The 22,812-nt window shown below is 58.8% G+C and carries 19 protein-coding genes; 9 read left to right on the top strand and 10 right to left on the bottom strand.

The features are described from left to right. Positions 1-32: 32 nt before the first annotated feature. From fabI to ACL0K2_RS02980, 6 genes are read right to left on the bottom strand one after another with little or no spacing between them, the layout of a single operon-like run. The gene (fabI, locus tag ACL0K2_RS03005; protein WP_045162372.1) at positions 33-827 is read right to left on the bottom strand and encodes an enoyl-ACP reductase FabI; all 795 of its coding nucleotides are present in this window, start codon (positions 825-827) and stop codon (positions 33-35) included. After that, on the bottom strand, positions 808-2,457 hold the full coding sequence (locus ACL0K2_RS03000; RefSeq protein WP_413043747.1) for an ABC transporter ATP-binding protein: 1,650 nt from the start codon (positions 2,455-2,457) through the stop codon (positions 808-810). Before ACL0K2_RS03000 ends, fabI begins: the two co-directional genes overlap by 20 nt. 1 nt (position 2,458) lies before the next feature. Next, positions 2,459-3,478 carry an ABC transporter permease gene (locus ACL0K2_RS02995; RefSeq protein ID WP_045162370.1) on the bottom strand — a complete coding sequence of 340 codons (1,020 nt, stop codon included), beginning with the start codon at positions 3,476-3,478 and terminating at the stop codon, positions 2,459-2,461. Between the two features lies 1 nt (position 3,479). Next, positions 3,480-4,553, bottom strand: coding sequence for a microcin C ABC transporter permease YejB (locus tag ACL0K2_RS02990; RefSeq protein WP_045162369.1), 1,074 nt, complete (start codon positions 4,551-4,553; stop codon positions 3,480-3,482). 2 nt (positions 4,554-4,555) lie between these two features. Further along, entirely contained in the window at positions 4,556-6,436 is a 1,881-nt protein-coding gene (locus ACL0K2_RS02985) for an extracellular solute-binding protein (RefSeq protein WP_413043746.1), read from the bottom strand. Beyond that, complete coding sequence (locus ACL0K2_RS02980; protein ID WP_045162424.1) at positions 6,433-8,262, bottom strand: extracellular solute-binding protein; 1,830 nt, start codon at positions 8,260-8,262, stop codon at positions 6,433-6,435. Before ACL0K2_RS02980 ends, ACL0K2_RS02985 begins: the two co-directional genes overlap by 4 nt. Before the next feature lie 142 nt (positions 8,263-8,404). Here ACL0K2_RS02980 and ACL0K2_RS02975 point away from each other — a divergent pair, with 142 nt between their 5' ends. Then, entirely contained in the window at positions 8,405-9,847 is a 1,443-nt protein-coding gene (locus ACL0K2_RS02975; RefSeq protein ID WP_413043745.1) for an HDOD domain-containing protein, read from the top strand. Positions 9,848-9,869: 22 nt separating this feature from the next. Here ACL0K2_RS02975 and ACL0K2_RS02970 read toward each other — a convergent pair whose 3' ends face one another. Continuing rightward, positions 9,870-11,420 carry a LysM peptidoglycan-binding domain-containing protein gene (locus tag ACL0K2_RS02970; protein WP_080890607.1) on the bottom strand — a complete coding sequence of 517 codons (1,551 nt, stop codon included), beginning with the start codon at positions 11,418-11,420 and terminating at the stop codon, positions 9,870-9,872. A gap of 99 nt (positions 11,421-11,519) precedes the next feature. Beyond that, positions 11,520-12,299: a hydroxyacylglutathione hydrolase gene (gene gloB / locus ACL0K2_RS02965; protein ID WP_045162367.1), complete on the bottom strand. Its 780-nt coding sequence runs from the start codon at positions 12,297-12,299 to the stop codon at positions 11,520-11,522. A gap of 112 nt (positions 12,300-12,411) precedes the next feature. On the opposite strand from gloB, the gene ACL0K2_RS02960 reads away from it, so the two are divergent. The 7 genes from ACL0K2_RS02960 (at position 12,412) to nudC (ending at position 20,345) form a co-directional block, all read left to right on the top strand. Further along, positions 12,412-13,167 carry a class I SAM-dependent methyltransferase gene (locus tag ACL0K2_RS02960; RefSeq protein WP_045162366.1) on the top strand — a complete coding sequence of 252 codons (756 nt, stop codon included), beginning with the start codon at positions 12,412-12,414 and terminating at the stop codon, positions 13,165-13,167. Positions 13,168-13,187: 20 nt separating this feature from the next. Beyond that, entirely contained in the window at positions 13,188-13,640 is a 453-nt protein-coding gene (gene rnhA, locus ACL0K2_RS02955; protein WP_239610319.1) for a ribonuclease HI, read from the top strand. Between the two features lie 12 nt (positions 13,641-13,652). Continuing rightward, positions 13,653-14,414, top strand: coding sequence for a DNA polymerase III subunit epsilon (dnaQ, locus tag ACL0K2_RS02950; RefSeq protein WP_045162364.1), 762 nt, complete (start codon positions 13,653-13,655; stop codon positions 14,412-14,414). Between the two features lie 118 nt (positions 14,415-14,532). Beyond that, positions 14,533-16,785: an Orn/Lys/Arg decarboxylase N-terminal domain-containing protein gene (locus tag ACL0K2_RS02945; RefSeq protein WP_045162363.1), complete on the top strand. Its 2,253-nt coding sequence runs from the start codon at positions 14,533-14,535 to the stop codon at positions 16,783-16,785. Between the two features lie 194 nt (positions 16,786-16,979). After that, a complete protein-coding gene (locus ACL0K2_RS02940) occupies positions 16,980-17,792 on the top strand; it encodes a crotonase/enoyl-CoA hydratase family protein (RefSeq protein ID WP_413043744.1) in 813 nt (270 codons plus the stop codon). A gap of 37 nt (positions 17,793-17,829) precedes the next feature. Then, on the top strand, positions 17,830-19,512 hold the full coding sequence (locus ACL0K2_RS02935) for a hypothetical protein (RefSeq protein WP_045162362.1): 1,683 nt from the start codon (positions 17,830-17,832) through the stop codon (positions 19,510-19,512). Further along, positions 19,512-20,345 carry an NAD(+) diphosphatase gene (gene nudC, locus ACL0K2_RS02930; RefSeq protein WP_413043743.1) on the top strand — a complete coding sequence of 278 codons (834 nt, stop codon included), beginning with the start codon at positions 19,512-19,514 and terminating at the stop codon, positions 20,343-20,345. Before ACL0K2_RS02935 ends, nudC begins: the two co-directional genes overlap by 1 nt. Here nudC and ACL0K2_RS02925 read toward each other — a convergent pair. Further along, positions 20,313-21,095: a TSUP family transporter gene (locus ACL0K2_RS02925; RefSeq protein ID WP_413043742.1), complete on the bottom strand. Its 783-nt coding sequence runs from the start codon at positions 21,093-21,095 to the stop codon at positions 20,313-20,315. The two genes, nudC and ACL0K2_RS02925, sit on opposite strands and share 33 nt — an antisense overlap. Positions 21,096-21,309: 214 nt before the next feature. On the opposite strand from ACL0K2_RS02925, the gene ACL0K2_RS02920 reads away from it, so the two are divergent. Then, on the top strand, positions 21,310-21,957 hold the full coding sequence (locus ACL0K2_RS02920; RefSeq protein WP_045162359.1) for a hypothetical protein: 648 nt from the start codon (positions 21,310-21,312) through the stop codon (positions 21,955-21,957). A 63-nt stretch (positions 21,958-22,020) separates the two neighbouring features. Here the strand turns inward: ACL0K2_RS02920 and ACL0K2_RS02915 are convergent, their stop codons facing one another. Next, complete coding sequence (locus tag ACL0K2_RS02915; RefSeq protein ID WP_268988819.1) at positions 22,021-22,797, bottom strand: SDR family oxidoreductase; 777 nt, start codon at positions 22,795-22,797, stop codon at positions 22,021-22,023. Between the last annotated feature and the right edge of the window lie 15 nt (positions 22,798-22,812).

Raw genomic sequence — 22,812 nt, 5'->3', positions numbered from 1 at the left:
ATCCAGGATGCGGTTTTTTTTGGAGTGGTGAATCAGTCTTCCATCGCGCCCATTGCGGTGGTGTTGAAGCCGCCGTCGACGTAAAGAATTTCACCACTGATACCGGACGCCAAATCCGAGCAGAGGAACGCGCCGGCATTGCCGACTTCCTCAATGGTGACGTTGCGGCGTAGCGGCGTCTGCTTCTCGTTGGCTGCGAGCATCTTGCGGAAGCTCTTGATTCCGGACGCCGCCAGCGTACGGATTGGGCCTGCCGATACGGCGTTTACGCGAGTACCCTCAGGGCCGAGGCTGCCGGCAAGGTAACGAACACCTGCTTCGAGACTGGCCTTGGCCATGCCCATCACATTGTAGTTAGGCATGGTGCGCTCGGCGCCCAGGTAGGAGAGGGTCAGGATGCTGCCGTTACGGCCTTTCATCATCGGGCGTCCGGCCTTGGCCAGTGCGACCAGGCTGTAGGCGCTGATGTCGTGCGCGATGCGGAAGCCTTCGCGGGTGGTAACTTCGGTGAAGTCACCGTCGAGCTGATCGCCCGGGGCAAAGCCGACTGAGTGAACGATACCGTCCAGGCCGTCCCACTTCTGGCCCAGCGCTTCGAAAACCTTGACGATCTCTTCGTCGCTGGCCACATCGCATGGGAAGCACAGCTCTGGGCCCGAGCCCCAGCTGGCGGCGAACTCTTCGACGCGTCCCTTGAGTTTCTCGTTCTGATAGGTGAAAGCCAGCTCGGCGCCTTCACGATGCATGGCCGCGGCGATGCCGGAGGCAATCGACAGTTTGCTGGCGACGCCGACGATCAGTACGCGCTTACCGGTAAGAAAACCCATGTGCTTGTCCCTCTTCTGGTTGTTCATCAGTGGCCGGGGCCATAAAGGCAGACTCCAGCAACTGCTGTGTATACGGATGTTGGGGAGCGGCGAAGATAGCCTCGGCTGCTCCTTGTTCAACGACCTTTCCTTGCTTGATCACCATCATCTGGTGACTGAGCGCCCGTACCACCGCCAGATCATGGCTGATGAACAGGTAGGTCAGGTTGTACTTGGCCTGTAGCGAGCGTAGTAGCTCCACCACCTGCCGTTGTACGGTACGATCCAGCGCCGAGGTTGGTTCATCAAGCAGAATCAGCTCAGGCTTGAGTACCAGTGCTCTGGCTATGGCGATTCGTTGCCGCTGCCCCCCGGAAAATTCGTGAGGGTAGCGATGTCGACTTTCCGGGTCGAGCCCAACCTCGACCAGCGCATCGATGATCGCCTGCGCTTGTTCCTCAGCGGAGCCCTTTCCATGGATGCTGAGCCCCTCTCCGACGATCTGGCTGACCGACATCCGAGGGCTGAGACTGCCGAAAGGATCCTGGAACACGACCTGCATCTGGCGTCGTAATGGGCGTACCGCCCGTTGCGACATTTTTTCCAGGGCCTGATCCTGAAATCTAATCTGCCCAGTGCTGGACAACAGTCGCAAAATCGCCAATCCCAGCGTTGATTTTCCCGAGCCGCTTTCACCGACGATGCCCAGCGTCTGACCCTTCGGCAAGCTGAACGTGACTCCATCAACCGCTTTGACATGGTCGACGGTTTTCCTGAACAGCCCCTTTTTGATCGGAAACCAGACCCGCAGATCGCTTACTTCCAGCAACGTCGGCGACGAGGCCTCAACTGCTACAGGTCCGCCGCTAGGTTCCGCTGCGAGCAGTTCCTTGGTGTAAGGATGCTGCGGCGAGCGGAACAATTCTTCGCAAGGTGCTTGTTCGACGACGCGACCGCTCTGCATGACACATACATGATCAGCGATTCGGCGTACGAGGTTCAGATCGTGGCTTATCAGCAACAGAGCCATGCCCAGGCGGGCCTGCAACTCCTTGAGCAACTCCAGTATTTTCAGTTGTACCGTCACGTCCAGCGCGGTGGTTGGTTCGTCAGCGATAAGTAGCTCGGGCTCGTTCGCCAACGCCATGGCGATCATCACACGCTGACGCTGGCCACCTGACAGTTCGTGGGGATAGGCTCGAATCCGCTTGGTGGGTTCGGGTATTCCGACCAGTTCGAGGAGCTCGAGGGTGCGTGCCGTGGCGGCCTTGCCGTTGAGCCCCTTGTGAATTTGCAGTACTTCGTTGATCTGTTTGCCGATGGTATGCAGCGGGTTGAGCGACGTCATCGGCTCCTGAAAGACCATGGCGATACGGTTGCCGCGTATTCGGCGCATGCGCTTTTCGCTTGCTTTGATCAGATCTTCACCGGCGTAGCGAACCTCACCGGCCGGATGCTGCGCGAGCGGATAGGGCAGCAGGCGCAAGATCGAGTGAGCCGTAACGGACTTGCCGGACCCACTTTCACCGACCAGCGCCAGGGTCTCGCCTTTGCGGATATCGAAGCTCACGGCCTCGACAACTCGCTGTGCCTGACCGCCGGTTACGAACTCGACGGCCAGATCGCGGACCTCTATCAGATTCTCAGCCATGCTATTTCCTAGGATCGAAGGCGTCGCGAGCGGCCTCGCCGATGAATACCAGCAAGGTCAGCATGATCGCGAGGACCATGAATGCGCTGATGCCGAGCCATGGCGCCTGCAGATTCGCTTTCCCTTGTGCCACCAGTTCGCCCAGAGACGGAGCTCCGGGTGGCAGGCCGAAGCCAAGGAAATCCAAGGCCGTTAGCGTGCCGATCGCGCCGGTCAGGATGAACGGCATGAAGGTCATGGTCGAAACCATCGCGTTGGGCAGGATGTGACGGAACATGATCGCGCCGTTGCGCATACCCAGTGCTCGTGCCGCGCGTACGTATTCGAGGTTGCGGCCGCGGAGAAACTCGGCACGGACCACGTCGACCAAGCTCATCCAGGAAAACAGCAGCATGATGCCGAGTAACCACCAGAAATTGGGCTGCACGAAGCTTGCGAGAATGATGAGCAGGTAAAGCACGGGCAGTCCGGACCAGATTTCCAGCAGTCGCTGTCCAACGAGATCGACCCAGCCTCCATAGAATCCTTGCAACGCACCGGCAATGACGCCGATCACCGAGCTGATCAGCGTCAGCGTCAGCGCAAACAGAACCGAAATACGGAAGCCGTAGATGACTCGCGCAAGCACGTCCCGGCCCTGGTCGTCGGTGCCTAGCCAGTTATCCCATGAGGGTGGGGCGGGCGCGGGGACTTGAAGGTCATAGTTGATACTGGAATGATGAAACGGGATCGGGGGCCAGATCATCCAGCCGCCCTTCTTTGCGATCAGTTCCTGGATGTACGGACCCTTGTAATCGGCCTGTAGCGGAAACTCACCGCCGAAAACCGTCTCCGGATAACGTTTGAATACCGGAAAATACCAACCGCCATCGAAACGCACCACGATCGGTTTGTCGTTGGCGATCAGTTCGGCACCCAGGCTTAGGGTGAACAAGGTGAGAAACAGCCACAGCGACCACCAGCCGCGCTTGTGAGCTTTGAACAGGGCGAAGCGGCGCTGATTCAGCGGCGATAGCTGCATGTCAGGCCTCTCTGCTTTCGAAATCGATTCGCGGGTCGACGAGCGTGTAGGTCAAATCGCCGATCAGCTTGACCACGAGGCCGAGCAGGGTGAAGAGGAACAGTGTGCCGAACACGACGGGATAGTCGCGGTTGACGGCCGCTTCGAAACTGAGCAAGCCCAGCCCATCGAGCGAGAAGATCACCTCGATCAGCAGCGAGCCGGTGAAGAACATGCCGATGAAAGCCGATGGAAAGCCAGCGATGATGATCAGCATTGCATTGCGGAACACATGACCGTAGAGCACGCGATTCTTGCTCAGTCCTTTCGCCCGCGCTGTGATCACGTACTGCTTGTTGATCTCATCGAGAAAGCTGTTTTTGGTCAAAAGGGTCAGGGTCGCAAAGTTGCCGATCACCAAGGCCGTGACCGGAAGTGCCAAGTGCCAGAAGTAATCGATGATCTTGCCGGTGAGTGTCAGATCGTCAAAGTTGCTGGAGGTCAGCCCCCTCAGTGGAAACCAATTCCAATAACTGCCGCCGGCGAACAGGACAATCAACAGGATCGCGAACAGAAACGCCGGTATCGCATAGCCGACGATAATGGCCGAGCTGGTCCAGACGTCGAATGGGCTGCCATGGCGGGTCGCCTTGGCAATGCCAAGTGGTATCGACGCCAGATACATGATCAGTGTGCTCCAGAGACCCAGCGAGATCGACACCGGCATCTTTTCGGCGATCAGTTCCGTCACCGTTGCGTCGCGAAAGAAGCTTTCACCGAAATCCAGGCGCAGGTAGTTGCTGAGCATGATCCAGAATCGTTCGGGGGCCGGCTTGTCGAAGCCGTACAGACGCTCGATCTCGGCGATCAAATCCGGGTCCAGACCTTGTGCGCCCCGATAACTGTTGCTGCCGGTGGCCACTTCCGAGCCGCCGCCGGCAATTCGACTCGTAGCACCTTCAAAGCCTTCAAGCTTGGCGATTGCCTGTTCGACCGGACCGCCGGGGGCTGCCTGGATGATGATGAAGTTGATCAGCAGGATGCCGAACAGAGTGGGGATGATCAGCAGCAACCGCCGGAAAATATACGCGAGCATGCTTAGCGCTCCGTCCCGGAGGAGGGGCGCTTAGAGACGATCGGCGCGTCGGCCTGGTTTGCGGGCGGCTCCGGCGTTGGCCTCTTTACGTCGGGTTTTTCCCACCAGGTCATGAGACCGATGTCGTAATCGGGTGTGATCTCCGGATGCGCCAGATGATTCCAATAGGCGACACGCCAAGTTTTGATGTGCCAGTTTGGAATCACGTAGTGACCCCAGAGCAGCACACGATCCAGCGCTCGCGTTCGGGTGATCAACTCGTCACGGGAGTCGGCGGCGATCAGCTTTTCTACCAGCGTATCGATGGCGGGGTCCTTGAGACCAATGAAGTTTAAGCTTCCAGGGTTGTCGGCACTTGTCGAATGCCAATATCCGCGTTGCTCGTTACCCGGTGAGTTCGATTGGCCGAAGCCGCTAACGATCATGTCGTAATCACGCGAGCGGCGTCGGTTGACGTACTGCGAGACGTCGACGCGGCGAATCTCCAGATCGATGCCCAGGCTGGCCAAGTTGCGCTTGTAGGGTAAGAGTACGCGCTCGAAATCGGCCTGAAACAGCAGAAACTCGAATTTGACCGGTTTCCCATCGGCATCGACCATGCGGTCGTTTTCGATCTTCCATCCCGCAGCGGTGAACAACTCATACGCTTTGCGCTGCTGCTCCCGAATCATGCCATCGGCATTGGTCTGAGGCAGCTTGAAGGGCTTTTCGAACACTTCGTCGGGTATCTGGCCGCGTAGGGGTTCGAGCAATTTCAGCTCTTCCTCGCTGGGCAGCCCGGATGCAGCCAGCTCGGAATTGTCGAAATAGCTGGCCGTACGGGTATAGGCGCCGTTGAACAGTTGCCGGTTGGTCCATTCAAAGTCGAATAGCAGCGAAAGTGCTTCTCGAACTCGGACGTCCTGCAGGCGTTTCCTGCGGGTATTGAAGATGAAACCCTGCATGCCTTGCGGGTTCCGATTGGCGATCTCCTCCTTGATGATTCGCCCGCCTTTGACTGCATCGATATCGTAAGCGGTGGCCCAATTCTTCGCGCTAGTTTCGAACCAGTAGTCGAAGTGCCCAGCCTTAAAGGCTTGCAGTGCCACCGTGTTATCGCGGTAGTAGTCGAAGTGCACATGATCGAAGTTATATAAGCCCCGGTTGACCGCCAGGTCCTTGCCCCAGTAATCCTCGACGCGGGCATAGCGTACCGAACGGCCGGCTTCCAAATGCTCGATGCGATAGGGGCCGCTGCCCAGGGGGGGCTCCATGCTGCCTGAGGTGAAGTCTCTTTCCTCCCACCAGTGCTTCGGCAGGACCGGAAGTTGTCCCAATATCAATGGCAGCTCACGATTACCTGCGTGCTTGAAATCGAAACGAACGCGACGGGGACCCTCGACTACGGCTTTTTCGACATCGGCGTAGTAGCCGCGATAATGCGGCGCACCTTTGCTGAGCAAGGTTTCGAAGGTGAACACGACATCCTCGGCCGTTACCGGCTCGCCGTCGTGGAAGCGTGCTTCGGGGCGCAGGTAAAAACGTACCCACTCGTTTTTCGGACCCTTCTCTATTTTTTCCGCCAACAGGCCATATACCGTAAAGGGCTCATCCAGACTGTTGGTTGTCAGGGTGTCATAGATGAGGCCGATGTCATCAGCGGCTACGCCTTTGCTGATGAAGGGGTTGAATGAGTCGAAACTGCCGAAGCCTGCCTGGCGCAGGGTTCCGCCCTTGGGGGCGTCCGGGTTGGTGTAATCGAAATGGGAGAAATCCGCGGGGTACTTGGGCTCTTCGCCGTACAGCGTCAGCGCGTGCCGTGGCGCTGCCTCGATTGTGTTTACCAGACAAAGGAAGGCCAGGACGCCTGCATGCAAGATCGACAGTCGTGCGTTTTTTGTCATTGAGCCTTCTCCAGGTCCTTCAACCACCACGCACGCAGCCCGAGGGTATAAGGCGGTGTGGTGACATGCGCGAACCGATTGCGATATGCCAGGCGGTGGTAACTGATGTACCAGTTGGGGATGATGTAGTGGTTCCAGAGCAGGACCCGATCGATTGCGCGTGCTGCGGCAATCTGTTCTTCCCGGGTCTTGGCTGCAAGCAGTTTCTCAAGCAGCCGGTCGACCACCGGGTTGGCGACACCCGCATAGTTGCGGCCTCCCTTGATGTTCACCTGACTGGAATGGAAATACAGCCACTGTTCGAGCCCCGGGCTGAGGCTCTGGGCCAGCGTGGTCAAAATCATGTCGTAATCGTACTGATCCAGGCGCTGCTTGTACTGCGCGCCGTCAACGCTGCGCAAGCGGGTATGGATGCCGATGCGCGCCAGGTTCTCCACATAGGGTTGGAGGATACGCTCGAGTCCCGGATTGACCAGCAGGATTTCGAACCTAAAAGCGCGGCCTGCCTTGTTGCGAAGACCGTCAGGAGTCAGTTTCCAGCCGGCTTGGCCAAGCAACGTCAGCGCCTTGCGCAAGGTGTCTCGCGGAATACCGCGCCCATCTGTCTTCGGCAGCGCGAACGGTTCGGTGAACAGGTGCGCCGGTAGTTGGTCTCGGAAAGGCGATAGCAGCAACCATTCGCCTCCTTCTGGTGTGCCGGTCGCGGAGAACTCACTGTTCGGATAGTAGCTTTCGCTGCGCTGATAGGCGCCATAGAACAGGGCGCGGTTGGTCCATTCGAAGTCGAACAGCATGCCCAGTGCTTGACGGACCTTGATGTCGGCAAATACCGGCCGGCGCCCGTTCATGAACAGTGCTTGCGTCTGGGTGGGGATCTGATGCGGAATCTCCGCACGGATCACATCACCACGAAGAACCGCCGGGAACTGATAACCGTTGGCCCAGTTTTTCGCCTGATGCTCAATATAGAAATCGAACTCGCCAACCTTGAAGGCTTCGAACGCGACCGTCGTGTCGCGGTAAAACTCTACATCGATCCGATCGAAGTTGTACTTTCCGCGGTTGGCAGGAAGATTGGCACCCCACCAGTTCTTCACGCGCTCGAAGCTCACTCTACGTCCCGGTTGGACATTGCTGACGCGGTACGGACCGCTGCCGAGTGGCGGCTCGAAGGTGGTGGCGCGAAAGTCACGGTCTTTCCAATAATGTTGCGGCAGTACCGGTAGTTCGCCGAGGCGCATGATCAGCAATGGCTGATCCGGTTTGTCGAACACGAAGCGAATTCGGTGGCTATTGAGAATATCGACGCGCTTGATACCTTTTAGATCGGTGCGGTATCGAGGGTGGCCATCCTTGATCAGCAAACGATAGGAAAAGGCCACGTCATAAGCCGTGATCGGGTGACCATCATGAAAGCGGGCCGAGTCGCGCAGATTGAACACTACCCAACTATGGTTATCGCTGTACTCGATCGTCTCGGCGATAAGTCCGTACGCCGAAGCCGGTTCGTCGCCGGACGGATCGTAAACACCGGTGCCCACCATCAACGGTTCATTCAATTCGCTGATGCCGTACTGGAAGAAGCCCGGCGTCGCGCTTGGACTGGTCCCTTTGAAAGTATAAGGGTTGAGCGTGTCGAATGTGCCGGACGCCATCAGTTGCACTCGGCCACCCTTCGGCGCATCGGGGTTCACCCAGTCGAAATGAGTGAAGCCTTCCGCATATTTCAGAGTCCCAAACTGCGCATAACCGTGGCTCTCGCTGATAGTCGCGAACGACGGAAAGCTCAATCCCAGACAGCTTAATAACAATAGGATGGGTCGCATCAAACGGTGAATCCGATCCATGGCGCTTTCGGTCTTTTCGGCGGAGTACAGTAACAGCTTGTATCCGCTGGAAAAAGGCCGACTATCTGGGCAAACTGCCTTTCCTTACTAGCCGCCCGGTCACAGGGTGAGGTCGCAGATTTTGAGTGAAACGAGCTATGGCCTGCAGTCTTGGATAGACCGCTTGAACCAGTCTGAGCTGCCCGCGCTGGCGGCGGTCGTGCAGGATCTGCAGCGCCTCACGGAGCAGGAACATGCGTCCGTGCAGCAGCTCGCGGACGTGCTATTGCGCGACGCTGCGCTGACCTCCAAGGTGCTTCGTGTCGGCAATAGCAGTTACTACAATCCGTCTCAGGAAACCATCAAGACCATCTCGCGTGCCATCGTCATGATCGGCTTCGACAATGTTCGCTTGATCAGTCTTTCGGTCAGCCTGATCGATGGCCTGCTCGATCGCGCGCCGCGCCAACAATTGCAGGAACTGCTGGCACGCTCGTTTCACGCTGCCGTGCAAGCACGCAATATCGCCGGTTACGTACTGACGAAGCACGAGGAGGAAGTTTTCATTGCAGCACTGCTTCATGAAGTGGGTGAACTTGCCTTCTGGGGCTGCGGTGGCAAGCAGGCCGACGAGCTTGGTGAGGCTCTCGCGGCTAGTGATGCGGATCATGATCAGGCTGTCGAGCGAGTGCTTGGCACCAGTTTTCGCCAGCTGAACCTGGGGCTGATTAAAAGTTGGAATATCGGTGAACTCGCCAGTTTTGCTCACGGATCGGCGAATCTGCGTGACCCCGCGGTGCACGCGGTCAGCCTGGGTGTTCGCATTGGTTCGGCAGCCTTGAACGGTTGGGGGTGTCCGGAGATGGAAGGCCTGGTCAAGGAGCTCGCCGAGTTCAGTGGTATATCTGAAGCAGACGCGATGCAACAGGTCCTTGCCAGCGCGGATGAAGCCGTCAACGTGGCGGCGACGTTCGGGGCCAGCCGGCTGTGCAAGCTGATTCCGTCAACCGATCCTGAGCAAGTGCAGCTGCAACAGGCGCAACGCGCAGCTAGCCTTTTGCAACCGAATCTGTTGCTGATGCAACAGGCCATGCAGGACCTTGGAATGATGGCCGCGAGTCGCGGTGACGTCGGGCTGATTCTCGATGCGTTGCTCAAGGGGCTGCATCAAGGAGCAGGGCTGGAGCGCGTGATGCTGACTGTTCTGGCCGATCACCAAACTGCGTTCCGCGCCAAGCGCGTTGCGGGGGAGCATACCCAATCCTGGCTTGACACCTTCGTCTTGCCTGTCGATCCATCGGGTCAATCGCACATTTTCAGCTACGTGCTTCGTCAACGCCAGCCGCTATGGATGGGGGTGCCAGCTAGCTATAACCTTGAGGAAATGGTGACCTTGCCGCTTCGCCAGCAGTTGGGTAAAGGAATGTTTTTCATTGCGCCGTTGATGGCGGGCGCGCGCGAGATCGGTGTGCTCTACGCTGACAATCGGATATCCGGTCGCGCGCTGAAGCATGAGCAGTTCGTTGCTTTCCAGCGATTCACACAGCTGGCCGGGCGTTGTCTCGATGCGCTGGGCAGGCGCTAAGGGGGCGCCTTGCCCAGGCGAATTACTGGGGGATATACAGTGTGAGGGTCTGGCCTGGCTTGAGCAGCGCGCTGTCCCTGGGATTCCAGGTTTTCAGGTGATTGATCTGGACATTGAAACGCTTGGCGATCTCGTAAAGTGAGTCACCTTTCTTGACCTTGTAATAGGTCGGCCTCGGGTTAGCCCGTTGGTTGCCGCCGGCAGCCTGTAAAAACAGTGCTTGACCTACCTTGATGTTGCTGCCTGAAAGGTTGTTCCAGCGCTGCAGATCATGAACCGAGACTTTTTGGGTCTTGGCGATATCCCAGAGATTGTCACCCTTGCGGACCCGATAGCTGCGCGGTGCCGGTTGGCTCCGCGCTACGGCATGCAGGAGTTCGCGAGATTGTCCCGTTCCGGCCGACTGCGGGATGCTCAGGACCTGCCCGATCTGCAAGCGATCGCCTCGAAGACGATTGATATCACGAATGATGTTGACCGATAGGCGGTGCCTGTTGGCGATTGCGCCAAGCGTGTCGCCCGGGCGGACCTTGTATTGCTGCCAATCAACCAGATCTTGCGGTTTCATCATTGCTAGATTGGCGGCGAACATCTCGGCCTTAGCGCTTGGAACGAGCAGATGTTGTGGGCCGTCCAGCGTAATGCGACGGGTGAACGCGGGGTTCAACTGATAGATTTCGTCTTCTTCGAGATCCGCCATTTTGGCGACCCTGGCGAGATCCATGCGTTGTTTCAGCGCGACCACTTCGAAATAGGGCTCGTTGGCGATCGGAGTCAGGTTGAGGCCATATGCTTCGGGGCTTTGCACCATCTGCGAGAGCGCCAGCAGCTTGGGTACGTAGTCGCGCGTTTCGCGGGGCAGAGGCAGGTTCCAGTAGTCGGTCGGCAAGCCGAGCTTCTGGTTGCGCTCGATGGCCCGGCTGACGGTTCCTTCGCCCGCGTTATAAGCTGCCAGCGCCAGTAGCCAGTCGTCATTGAACAAGCCGTGCAGGTAGGTCAGATAGCGTAATGCGGCGGTGGTAGAGGCGGTGATGTCGCGCCTGCCGTCGTACCAGCTGGTTTGTTGCAGATTAAAGTGGCGACCGGTCGAAGGAATGAATTGCCATAGGCCTACCGCCTGGGCTGGAGAATAGGCAAAGGGGTTGTAGGAACTCTCGATTATAGGCAGTAGCGCCAGCTCGAGCGGCATATCCCGCTCTTCCAATTGCTCGACGATATAGTGAATGTAAGGGCTACCTCGCTCGCTGGCCGCCTCGATGGACTGTGGGCGACTTGAGAAAAGCAGGCGCTGTTGCTCGATGCGAGGGTTGCTGTCCAGATAATCCTGCAGTTTGAAGCCCTGCCGCATGCGATCCCAGACGTCCGAGTGGGTCGGCGCGGCGGTTTTCACGTCCGTGAGCCACAGTGTGTCCTGGACCTGAGGTTCAGGTCGTGTTTGAGCTTCGCGGTCTGGCGAGGTGCGCGAACCGGTGCTTTGGCAGCCGGTGATAACGAGACAGATGGCCAGCGCCAGGGCCCGGCCGGAGGCTGCCAAGGCGTCCGGATGAGGGCTATTTGATGAGTCAGACGGCATTGGCTGAAGGTTTCCCTAGCGCAAAATTCGAGGGAGTGTAGGAATGCCGTTCCGGTGGGTCAACCCGGTGCCTTGGTTTTTGGAGACTGGTCGACTTAGTCAGAAGCTGTCTTTCCAGGTGCGCAATGCCGTGAATACGCTTTCTGGCGTGGTTAATTGACGGCCGGCATGGCGACTTGCTGCAGCCGCGACGGTGGGTTCGGTGCTGCGCAGGAACGGGTTGGTAGCCTGTTCGATGCGCATGTCAGTGGGAAGGGTAATGCGTTTTGCCTCACGCCAACGAATGACCTGTTCGATGCGCCCTGCGATTTCCTGGTTGTCCGGCTCCACTGCCTGGGCAAATCGCAGATTGCTCAGTGTGTATTCATGAGCGCAGTACACCCGGGTGGACGCGGGCAGCGCCGCCAGTCGTTGCAGAGAGTTGAACATCTGGGCTGCGGTGCCCTCGAAAAGGCGGCCGCAGCCTGCGGCGAACAAAGTGTCGCCGCTCAATAGCCATGGCTCCTTTGCGTTGTCGTGAAAATAGGCGATGTGGCCGCTGGTATGCCCGGGCACTTCGATCACCTCCAGCTCCTGGTCGAGGACGCGGATACGCTGCCCATCAGCCAGCGCATTGTCCTTGCCAGGAATATTCTCTGCAGCCGGCCCATGGACCTTCGCCCCATGCGTGGCCTTGAGTTGTTGCACGCCGCCAACGTGATCGTGGTGGTGGTGGGTGATCAGAATATCGGTCAGGCGCCAGTCGGGACGGGCATCCAGCCAGCGCTGGACGGGGCCCGATTCACCTGGGTCCACCGCCGCGCAAAGGCGGCTTTGAGGATCCAGCAGCATCCATATGTAGTTGTCAGTGAAGGCCGGCAGAGCTTCTATCTTCAACATATGTACGGGTCGCCAAGTCATTAGCAAAAGCGCATCCTAACAGCGATATCGGAAAGTTGAACCGGCCGGTAGCTCCGATCTGACCGACCCAGCCGATGAATGGAGGCTAGCCATGAGTGAGTCTTGTACCAAGTCGGATGAAGATTGGCTGTCGCTGATGAACGAGGCGAGTGCCTGGTTCGATAGCCCAACGGGTCGACAGCTGTTGCAGCAGGAAGAGTGGGTGATCAGTCAGGAATTGTCGCGTTGCTTCGGCAGCTACCTGGTGCATTACGGACCGTTCGCCAATACGCCAATCGAGCCGCAGAAGATCAAGCGTAGTGTGCGATTGGGGCCACCGTTGGCGGGCGTCGAGATCGTTTGCGAAGAGCAGAGCTGGCCGATCGGTGAGCACGCCGCCGACGTCGTGGTGGTTCAGCACGGCCTTGATTTCAGTCTGTCGCCACACGCTTTGCTGCGCGAGGCGGCGCGTAGCGTCAGGCCGGGCGGGCACTTGTTGATCGTTGGAGTCAATCCGTGGAGTGCTTGGGGAGCGACGCGCCTGGTATCACGCAAGGCCTTTCGTCGCGCTCGCTGCATCCGTTCCACACGCGTCGGGGACTGGTTGAACCTGCTTGGATTCGCGCTGGAGAAACGTCGGTTCGGATGCTATTGTCCGCCGCTTTCCTCGGGTCAGTGGCAGACACGATTGTCCGGCCTGGACATCGTCGGCCAGCGACTGCAGATGCCGACCGGCGGTTTCTATCTGCTGGTGGCGCGAAAGCTGATGGTGGGCCTGCGACCTCTGCGACAGAGCCGTCGCGAGCGTATGGGCCAGCTGCTGCCAATGCCTGTGGCAAAGGTCAGTCGCCGTGATGCCGAACAGTAAAATTAGGCAAATAATCCTTCATGAGTGATGAAACGGTCGAGATATACACGGATGGCGCCTGCAAGGGTAATCCGGGTCCCGGTGGTTGGGGTGCGCTGCTTGTTTACAAGGGCGTTGAGCGCGAGCTGTGGGGCGGCGAAGCGGAAACCACCAATAATCGAATGGAGCTGATGGCAGCTATCCGTGCACTGGAAGAGCTGAAAAGGCCTTGCCGGGTCAAGCTGGTGACCGACTCCCAGTACGTCATGCAAGGCATCAACGACTGGATGCCCAACTGGAAGAAACGGGGTTGGAAAACCGCTGCCAAGCAGCCGGTAAAGAACGCCGATCTGTGGCGCCAGCTCGATGAGCAAGTCAATCGCCATCAAGTGAGCTGGCAATGGGTGCGCGGGCATACCGGCCACCCGGGAAACGAACGCGCCGATCTGCTGGCCAATCGCGGCGTAGTACAGGCCAAACGACAAACCGCTTGAGTGAGTTGAAACATGCGTAGCGTAGTGCTGGACACCGAAACCACTGGCATGCCGGTGACCGATGGGCACCGGATCATCGAGATCGGCTGTGTCGAAGTCATCGGCCGACGCCTCACTGGGCGGCATTATCACGTGTACCTTCAGCCGGACCGTGAGGTGGACGAGGGTGCCATCGCCGTTCACGGTATTACCAATGAGTTCTTGACCGATAAGCCCAGGTTCAAGGATGTCGCCGATGAGTTCTTCGATTTCATCAAAGGCGCGCAACTTATCATTCATAACGCAGCGTTCGACGTTGGCTTCATCAATAACGAGTTCGCCCTGCTCGGGCAGCAGGACCGTGCCGAGCTGAGCGACCACTGTAGCGTTCTCGATACATTGTTAATGGCGCGCGAGCGCCATCCGGGTCAGCGCAACAGCCTCGATGCGCTTTGCAAACGCTATGGCGTGGACAACTCCGGTCGCGACCTGCACGGCGCGCTGCTCGACGCCGAGATTCTCGCCGACGTCTACCTGACCATGACCGGCGGGCAGACCAATCTGTCCCTGGCAGGTGAGGGCGCCGAGTCTGAAAACGGCGGTCGGCAGCAGGCAACGCCAATCCGCCGGTTGCCGGCTGATCGTCCCGGCACGCTGGTCATTCGCGCCAGTGCCGAAGAAGTCGCCGCGCATGCGGCACGCATGCAAGCGATCGAAAAGGCTGCGGGTGCGGCGCCGCTCTGGGTGCAGCTGGAACAATCCTCTGAGATCGAGACTGAAGCCTTGCCGGCCTGATCCGTCGGCGCTGTCTGACGCGCCTATTGTCGCGTCGACTCGGCGCCATCGCATTTCACGCTTGGTGCTTGAGGGCGGACCTTCTACGCTGGGGGGAGTATGCCTTCAGGAAGCACCCATGTATAAAGACCTCAAGTTTCCCATCCTCATCGTTCACCGCGATATCAAAGCCGATACCGTCGCCGGCGAGCGTGTCCGCGAGATCGCTGCCGAGCTCGAACGGGACGGCTTCCATATTCTTCCCACGGGTAGCGCTGCCGAAGGTCGCATCGTCGCTTCTACGCACCACGGACTCGCCTGTATTCTGGTCGCTGCCGAGGGTGCCGGTGAGAATCAGCGGCTGCTGCAGGACGTGGTGGGACTTATTCGCGTCGCACGGCGGCGCGCGCCACAATTGCCGATCTTCGCGCTTGGTGAGCAGATCACTATCGAGAATGCCCCGGCCGAAGCGATGGCAGACCTGAACGAGCTGCGCGGGCTGCTCTACCTGTTCGAAGACACTGTTCCGTTCCTTGCACGACAAGTCGCGCGGGCCGCCCGGAGCTATCTGGACGGCTTGCTGCCTCCGTTCTTCCGCGCACTGGTTCAGCACACCGGCGATTCCAACTACTCGTGGCACACACCGGGTCATGGCGGTGGCGTTGCGTTTCGCAAGAGCCCGGTCGGCCAGGCTTTCCATCAATTCTTCGGCGAGAACACCCTGCGTTCCGATCTGTCGGTCTCGGTGCCGGAGCTCGGCTCGCTGCTCGACCACACGGGGCCGCTGGCCGCAGCCGAAGCTCGGGCGGCGCGCAATTTCGGTGCGGACCATACTTTTTTCGTCATCAACGGAACGTCGACCGCGAACAAGATCGTCTGGCACTCGATGGTGGCGCGGGATGACCTGGTCCTGGTGGACCGCAACTGCCACAAATCGATACTGCATTCGATCATCATGACCGGGGCGATTCCGCTCTACCTGACGCCTTCGCGCAACGAGCTCGGCATTATCGGTCCGATTCCTCTCGAGGAGTTTTCCCCGGAATCGATTCAGGCCAAGATCGATGCCAACCCGCTAGCGCGCGGGAGACCGCCACGAGTCAGACTGGCCGTCGTCACCAATTCCACTTACGACGGGCTCTGTTATAACGCCAATCTGATCAAGCGCACCCTGGGCAACAGTGTCGATGTTTTGCACTTCGATGAGGCCTGGTATGCCTATGCGGCCTTTCACGAGTTCTACGATGGCCGCTATGGGATGGATACGCGCGAGCAGGGGCCGCTGGTGTTCACCACGCATTCGACGCACAAGGTATTGGCGGCCTTCAGCCAGGCCTCGATGATCCATGTGCTCGACAGTCAGCAGCGACAGTTGGATCGGGATCGCTTCAACGAAGCGTTCATGATGCATATCTCGACGTCGCCGCAGTACGGCATTCTTGCCTCGCTCGATGTGGCTTCGGCGATGATGGAAGGCCCCGCCGGGCGTTCGTTGATACAGGAAACCTTCGACGAGGCGCTAAGTTTCCGTCGTGCACTGGCCAATCTCCGTCAGCATCTGGCGCCGGACGATTGGTGGTTCAGTATCTGGCAACCCACCGCGGCGGATGGCGCGGACGAACTGGTTACCGCTGACTGGCTGCTGCAGCCGGAAGCGGACTGGCATGGTTTCGGTGATGTGGCGGATGACTACGTATTGCTTGACCCCATCAAGGTCACGCTGGTCACACCTGGCCTCACTGCTGGCGGTAGGCTGAGTGAGCGGGGCATCCCCGCAGCGGTTGTCAGCAAGTTTCTCTGGGAGCGGGGGCTGGTCGTCGAAAAGACTGGTCTTTATTCGATTCTGGTGCTGTTTTCCATGGGCATCACCAAGGGCAAATGGAGCACGTTGCTGACCGAGTTACTGGAGTTCAAAAGGCACTACGACGATAACGTCCCGTTATGCGACGCGTTGCCCACCGTCGGGCAGACCGGCGGCAGCCAGTACGCCGGGATGGGGTTGCGCGACCTGTGTGACTCCTTGCACGAGTGCTACCGCGACAACGCCACCGCAAAAGCCATGCGGCGGATGTATACGGCGCTGCCGGCGCTGGCGATAAAACCGGCCGATGCCTATGACAAGCTGGTTCGGGGAGAGGTCGAAGCTGTACCCATCGAAGCGCTGGAGGGCCGTATTGCCGCGGTAATGTTGGTGCCGTACCCGCCAGGTATTCCCCTGATCATGCCGGGCGAGCGGTTTACTCCCGAAACGCGCTCAATACTCGACTACCTTGCTTTCGCCCAACGCTTCGCCGCCCGCTTCCCCGGATTCGACGCCGACGTGCATGGGCTGCAGCACGAAGAGCATGCTGGGGGAACGCGGTATACGGTCGATTGCATCCTTGAGGAATAGGCAATACTTGGTATTGACCTGCTATCGCGAGATGTCAAAGCCGATGATGTGCAAGGGCGTGGGCTGCTTCACAACGTCCCGCATCGACTTTCACCCGGCTGTTGTTATAGTTGTTCGGCTGAGAACAGTCCCTGCGAAGGGCCTGTCCAACCTGTTTAAGGCACATGAGTGCCTCGGCTGTCGAGGATGATAGCGTGACTGAGTACCAAGCCTTCCGTGTGGAGTTGAAGGACAAGATCGCCCATGTAGCGATCAATCGACCTGACAAGGTCAATGCCATGAACGCTGCGTTCTGGAGTGAGATTGTCGATATTTTCGAGTGGATCGACGATACGGACGATGTCCGTGTAGTGGTGCTTTCAGGCGAGGGTAAACATTTTTCGGCCGGTATCGATCTGCAGTTGTTAGCGCAAGCCGCAAGCCAGATGGGGAATGATGTCGGACGCAACGCCGAGCGCCTGCGCCGTCAGATTCTCAAGCTGCAAGCGTCGTTCAATGCCGTGGACAACTGCCGCAAGCCGGTTATCGCAGCCATCCAAGGATATTGCATAGGCGGTGCGATCGATCTGATCACTGCTTGCGACATGCGCTACAGCACGCTCGACGCGCAATTCTCCATCAAGGAAATCGACATGGGCATGGCCGCTGATGTCGGAACACTGCAACGGCTGCCGCGAATCATCGGCGATGGAATGATGCGAGAGTTGGCTTATACCGGACGCACCGTTGAAGGCCAGGAAGCGCAGGCCATAGGATTGGTGAATCGAGCCTATCCTGATCAGCCGAAGCTGATGGCCGCGGTGTTCGCTCTGGCAGCTGATATCGCTGCGAAGTCGCCGGTGGCGATTCGCGGCACCAAGGAAATGATCCGCTATATGCGCGATCACCGCGTCGATGACGGTCTCGAGTACATTGCCACCTGGAATGCTGCAATGCTTCAGTCGGCAGACCTCAAGGTGGCCATGGCTGCCCATATGAGCAAACAGAAACCGGATTTCGCCGACTGATGCATCATCTAAACGTTGCGCGGGAGGCGCGCTAGGCATGGTTACCGGAGCTACTTCACTCAGCCTGGTCCGCGATGAACTATTCGCAACCATGGAGGAAGCCGAGCAGAGCCTCGAGCATTTCATCATTGATCGGAACAACGGAAGTCTGCTGCAACAGGCCGTGGAAAATCTCAAGCAGGTTCGGGGGACACTCAATCTCATCGAATTGACCGGGGCCGAGTTGCTGGCGCAGGAAATACTCCAGCTCGCCACCGATATTCCGGTTGGCGCAGGCGAAGAACGGGATACTCAGCTGGCAGCGCTGAGCAATGCCCTGTATGTGCTCGGGCGCTATCTTGAAAGTGTTGATGCCAGCCGTCAGGAAATGCCGGAACTGCTCCTGCCGCCGATCAACGCGCTGCGGCTCGTCAGTGCACAGTCCCCGTTACCCGAGAGTTTCTTCTTCAGTGCCCGACTCGATCATGCGCGACCACCAGTGGTGGCGGCAGTGCGAGAGCCTGCCGCGCGGATGACCGAAGCACGACGCTTACGACAGATGTATCAGGTCGGTCTGCTGGGTTTCATTCGTGAAGATAATGCTGCCGCGAGCCTCAAGCTCATGGCGCGAGCCCTCAGTCGATTGGATCTGCTGTTCGCCAATACTCCTGCTGGCCGCCTATGCTGGTTGGGCAGTGCGGCGTTGGAGGCCCAGCTGGATGGCCAGCTGCTGCCGCGTCAGTCACGCAAGCAACTGTTTTCCCGGCTCGACCGTGAGCTTCGACAACTCAGCATCAATACGGCCTACGAGCCGCCGCGTGTCCTGCTCAAGGAATTGCTGTATCTGGTTGCGTTGGCGGAAAGCAGCGGGCCCATGGCGACTCAGGTTCGCGAGACGTTCTCGCTTGGTCCGCTGCCCTTTACCGATCATCTGCTCGAGGACGAGTCCCAGCGCCTCGCTGGTCCCGGTCAGGCAGTGATGCGTTCGCTGTCATCGGCGATTCGTGAAGAACTGGCGAGCCTCAAGGATCTGCTGGACCTCATCGAAAGGCAGACGGCTCCGAGCGAATCGTACGCCAACCTGCACAGTCTGTTGGGGAAGCTGGCGAAGACCCTGGGTATGGTGGGGCTGTCTTCCGCTTCGAGTACCTTGCACGCTCAGCTTGCCACGGTCGCCGGCTGGAGCGCCGAACAGGCCCCGGACTCCCAGGCGCTGCTGAAGCTGGCCGACGCGGTGCTCTATGTCGAAAGCATGGTGGCAAGCCTGGAGCGCGGCGAGCGCCGTGATTCGCGGCCTCCAATTGCCCAACCGGGCCAGGAAGCTGAAGCCTTCGCCAATCATCAGCTCACCGAGGCCTGCATTGTTGTGATCGGCGAAGCGACCGCGGGCCTGGCGTTGGCCAAGCGCGCTATCACAGCCTATCTGGAGTCCAATGGGGAAAAGCTGCATCTGGCTAACGTCCCGTTCAGCTTGATGGCGGTTCGTGGCGGGTTGCGTTTCCTTGAGCAAGATCGGGCGGCCGAGCTGATCGGTGCTTGTGCCGACTTCATTCAGAAGCAGATGCTCGAAGGCGTGCAGATGCCTCCAGAGCAGATGCTCGAAACCCTTGCCGATGCCTTGACCAGCCTCGAGTACTACCTCGACGGTGGCGCAATACTGCGGCGCGACGACTCTCGCGCCAGCGTGCTGGATATTGCGTCCGAGAGCGTTCGCGCATTGGGTCTTCCGGTGGCTGCCTGATGAGCCTGCGCTGGCAGCCTGCACTGCTCGATCCCGCGAACGAAGGCGGGTGGGCGGTCGTGCATTGTCAGCAGGGTTTTCTTTTCGATGCCAACGGTGTGCTGTTTCCGAGAGGCTGGCTCAAGCGGCTTGAATTACCTGTGATAAGTGAACAGGGCTTGGGTTACTTCGACGGCGACCCGGTGTTTCTGTTGGAGCTGGCTCACCCTGCCGAAGTGCCTGGTGCAGCCTGGCAGGGCTTGCGTCAGTTCATGATGCAGGACAATGATGTCGACAGGTTCCGTATGCTCGGCTTCGCCGCACAGATCGGCACCTGGGCCAATCATCATCGCTTCTGCGGAAGCTGTGGCAACCCGATGCGTCAGCATCCGACAGAGCGGGCAATGCAGTGCGAGAGTTGCGGCATTCATCATTACCCGCGTATATCTCCGAGCATGATCGTTCTGGTGACTCGTGGCGATGAATTGCTGCTGGCGCGTTCACCGCGCTTCGCGCCGGGTGTATACAGCACGCTGGCGGGCTTCGTTGAGCCTGGCGAGTCGGTCGAGCAGTGCGTCCGGCGAGAGGTGCATGAGGAAGTCGGTGTTTCGATCCAGGAGCCTCGCTACATCTGCAGCCAGGGCTGGCCGTTTCCGCACTCGTTGATGCTTGGCTTCCACGCGGAATATGCGTCGGGAGAGGTCGTCATGCAGCCTGAGGAGATCGAAGATGCCGGCTGGTTCTCGATCCACGATCTGCCGGCACTACCAGCGCCAAAATCCATTGCCCGCTACTTGATCGACTTGTATGTGGCTCGACGTTCAGGCCGCCCCGAACCAGTGCTGCCAAGCTAATCTCAGGCTCAATGCCAGCACGACCGAAATAAAGATCGGTCGAATGAACTTCGATCCACCTTGGATCGCTGTGCGTGCCCCTAGGTAGGCGCCAATCATCAATGCGAGCCCCATGCCGATCCCCAATGCCCAGGCAACCTGGCCACTGATCACGAATACGGCAAGCGCAACACCGTTGCTGACGAAGTTCATGCTGCGCGCCACGCCGCTCGCTTTTAGCAGATCCAGTGGGTAGATCAGCATGTTGCTGACGGTCCAGAAGGCGCCGGTGCCGGGGCCGGCCACGCCATCGTAGAAACCCAGCGTCAGCCCCTGCGGCCATTGTCGGCGTTTGCCGATCGGCGCTGAATCTTCTCGTGGTGTGGTCGGCACCCGACCGAACAGCAGGTACAACCCACAGGCGAAGACCACCAAGGGCAGCATTTGATTAAGCCAGCGGGCGGGAATCCAGTGCGCCAGTCCTGCGCCTAATGCTGCGCCTACGGCTGTAGCCATGAGTGCGAATCGCCATTGCCCGGGATCGAAGAGCTTACGGCGATAAAACGTGAAGCTTGCCGTGGCCGAGCCGAAGGTCGCGCACAGTTTGTTGGTGCCGAGAACCAGATGTGGCGGTAAGCCGGCCGTGAGTAATGCGGGTAGGGTCAGGAGACCACCACCCCCAGCGATCGCATCGATAAAACCCGCAAAGAAGGCAACGGCCATCAGAGCGGCCAGTACCAGCGGGTCTGTGGCGAATTCAAACATTGGCATGCGGCGTCACTCATGAGCAAATTGGTGAAGACAGGCGGCGCATGATGCCGCTTGCGTTGCCGCAAGCCAATCGCGAACTAATAAACGTCGTTTCACCGTATCGTTAGGACGCAACAAAGCAGAATGTCGACTCGTAGTCAGTGTCCCCATCTGCTGCTGGCTGCGCTGCGTGACCCTGTCGATAATGTGCCGTCAAATTTTCGGGAATGTGGCGATGCAATATCTGGGGCTTGCAGTGGTTGTCGCGTTGCTTGCGCTGATCACTGCGCTGATAGCGGTGCGTATGCTGGTCGGCGGCCGCTGGCTGTTGGGGTGGCTGCGAGGCACCGTCGGTATGCTGGTCCTCGCGCTGGGTGGTCTGATTGGCTTGATCGCCTGGGACGTCACCACTTATCAGCCGCTGGAGCAGGGGGCACCGTTGGCGTCCTTGTCGTTTCAGGCCGATGGCCAGCAGCGCTATCAAGTAAAGGTGGAGGAGGGGCAGCAGATCCGTTTTGTCACGCTGGAGGGTGATCTTTGGCAACTCGACCTGCGTGCACTTCATTGGAAAGGTCTGGCAACGCTGATCGGTTTGAAATCGGGCTATCGGCTGGAGAAGCTTTCTGGTCGCTACCTCGCCGTCGAACAGCAGGATCAGGCTCGCCACCCTCATGTGGCGCTCGGACGGAGCCAGGCTGGGGTCGACTTCTGGGCTTGGCTGCAGCGCTGTCAGTGCGCACCGCTGGTCCTCGAGGCCCAGCCCCGACGGGTGAGCTTTCTACCGATCGCCGACGGCGCTACCTACACGGTTGAGATGGCACCCACGGGTCTGTTGGCGAAACCGGCAAACGCGGCAGCGGAACAGGCGATGAAAGACTGGTAACGGCGAAGATTTCAGCTAGTGAAGAAAGGGAACCCTGAGGTTCCCTTCTTTGTTTCAGACCCGTTAGGCGAGGTAGCCACCGTCCACGTTGAGCGACAGGCCTGTGGTGTAGCTCGATGCGTCGCTGGCCAGATACAGCACGGCGCCGGCCATTTCACTCGGGTCGGCGACGCGATTCAGCGGGATATGACGCAGCGCTTCTTCACGGATCGAGTCGTTCTTGACCAGCGCCGAGGCGAACTTGGTGTCGGTCAGGCCCGGCAGCAGCGCGTTACACCGAATGCCTTGCGGTGCGCATTCCTTGGCGAACGCCTTGGTCATATTGATCACCGCAGCTTTGGTGACTGAATAGATGCCCTGGAAGTTGCCTGGCGTCACGCCATTGATGGAGGCGACGTTGATGATGCTGCCGCCACCATTTGCACGCATCAGCTTGCCGGCCTCGACGGACATGAAAAAATATCCACGGATGTTCACATCGACAGTTTTCTGAAAAGCTGAAACGTCGGTATCGAGAATGTGGCAGAACTGTGGGTTGGTCGCTGCGTTATTGACCAGGATGTCCAGCCGACCGAATTGCTCGCGAATCTGAGCGAATACCGTTTGAATCTGTTCCAGCTCACCGATGTGGCAGGCAACCGGCGTCGCTTTGCCACCAGCTGCGACGATTGCATCCGCGACAGCCTGACAGCCTTCGATTTTGCGACTGGAAACAATGACATGGGCGCCTTGCTGGGCCAGCAGTTTAGCGATGGCCTCGCCGATGCCGCGGCTAGCGCCAGAGACGAAAGCGATCTTGCCATCCAGGTCGAACAGGGTGGTTTTGCTCATGAACTGTATTCCTCTTGGTGAGCT

The sequence above is a fragment of the Pseudomonas sp. YJ42 genome (assembly GCF_047225135.1).
In the GTDB taxonomy this organism is placed as follows: Bacteria; Pseudomonadota; Gammaproteobacteria; order Pseudomonadales; family Pseudomonadaceae; genus Stutzerimonas; species Stutzerimonas stutzeri_E.
Note: the sequence above shows the minus strand (reverse complement) of the source record. Positions and strands in the feature narration are given on the sequence as shown.